The following is a 1,477-nucleotide window of genomic DNA, read 5'->3' as shown; positions in this document are numbered from 1 at the left end:
GGCAATGTCCCACAGACAGTTGAAGGTTGGGACGGCGGGTGCGGCATAGATTATGCGACCTTGCGATCATGGTCAATGTTGGATTTCGAGGGCGAACGCTTCAGGGCGGCGGCGAGCACCCAGAGCTCGCTCACGCCGAGGATTTTCCGGAAGTGCTTCTCGGCTTCCAGGAACCCCGCTGCTGCCCAGCGCACCGCCATGTCGGCATCGCGATAGCGCTTCACACGCCCCGCGACGCGACGTACCGCGCCGTTGGGGTTCTCGATGAGGTTGGTCGTCGACAGCCCGCGCATGAGCGCCGGCGTCAGGCCCAGCTCGTTGACCGTGAACGTTTCCTCCAGCCCTTCGAGCAGCGCCGCCGAGGCATCCGGGTGCTCGGCCTTGAGCCACGCTGCGTGCGTCTCGAGCTTGGCCATGCCGTCCTTGGCCGGCAGCTTGTAGGCCGCTTTCATGATCGCTGCGGTTTGCGAGATGCATTCTTTGGGCAGGCGATCGAGGACATTGCGCAGCTTGTGCGTTCGACAGCGCTGCACGTGGGCACGCTCGCCGAAGAGTTCGTCGATCGCCGAACGCAGCGCCTTGGAACCGTCGATCACGAACAGATATTCCAGCTCCGTGGACAAGCCGCGATCGATCAACCCGCGCAACAGATCCTTGACGACCTGGGCGTTCTCGCTCGAACCGCTCACGAGCCCCATCAGATGTTTCTTGCCGGCGCTGTCCACGCCGATGGCCGCGATAACGTGCCGCGTGCCGACGATGATGCCGTCCAGGTAGATCGCCAGGAAGTCGTGATCGTCGAAGCGCCGGCCCATCAGCTCGGTGAGCGCCCTCTGGCTGGCCTGGATGAACTCGCGCGAGACGCTGCTCTTGGAGATGCCCACCGTGCCGGCCATCTCGGGCAGCACCTTGGCATATTTGCGCGTGGACACGCCCGTGACCATGATGTCGTGCACGCGCTCGGCGAGCCGCGGATTCTGGTTCAACTGCTCGTAGGCGGGGATCGGCACTTCGCCGCCGCCTCGCCGCCGCAGGCGTGGCCGCTCGACGTTCAATTTGCGCTCGTCCATCACGATCTGGCCGCGTTGCGAGCCGTGCCAACGGACTTCGCCGCCTTTGCGGCCAGGGTGCTTCTCGCCGGCGACTTCCGTCGCCGAGATCACCAGCAACTGCTCGACCAGGCCGCGGCCAGCGTCGTACATCAGCTCGTCAATGCTCGCGCGGGTGTTCTGGATCAGATCGAGTATTGGCAGCAGGAGCTGACTGTTCTCGGCGAAACAGGCCCGCAGCCGGTCTTCGTTCTGCTTGGCGACGATGTTCAACGGCGCGCTGGCCTTCGGGGCCTTCTTCTTGCCAGGCTTCATGTGGCGGTTCTCCTTGGTTCCCTGTTCGGGAGGTTGGTCCTGGAAACCCGATTCTCTCGGATTCCACTGGCGAACCGCCGCCTTCAACCTTCAACTACGCCTGGGACATTGCC

General features: G+C 64.0%; 1 protein-coding gene. It reads right to left on the bottom strand.

The window, feature by feature from the left end; genetic code table 11:
• Nucleotides 1-50: 50 nt before the first annotated feature.
• Nucleotides 51-1,364 carry an IS256-like element IS931 family transposase gene (locus HV711_RS33170; protein WP_046543550.1) on the bottom strand — a complete coding sequence of 438 codons (1,314 nt, stop codon included), beginning with the start codon at nt 1,362-1,364 and terminating at the stop codon, nt 51-53.
• Nucleotides 1,365-1,477 lie beyond the last annotated feature (113 nt).

This window comes from Paraburkholderia phenoliruptrix, assembly GCF_902859825.1.
Taxonomy (GTDB): domain Bacteria; phylum Pseudomonadota; class Gammaproteobacteria; order Burkholderiales; family Burkholderiaceae; genus Paraburkholderia; species Paraburkholderia phenoliruptrix.
The sequence above is the reverse complement of the archived record's forward strand: the minus strand, read 5'-3'. Positions and strand labels throughout refer to the sequence as shown.

Bases quoted from the DNA above. Each gene is read 5' to 3' on its own strand.
- HV711_RS33170 (WP_046543550.1), bottom strand. From the start codon at position 1,364: ATGAAGCCTGGCAAGAAGAAGGCCCCGAAGGCCAGCGCGCCGTTGAAC.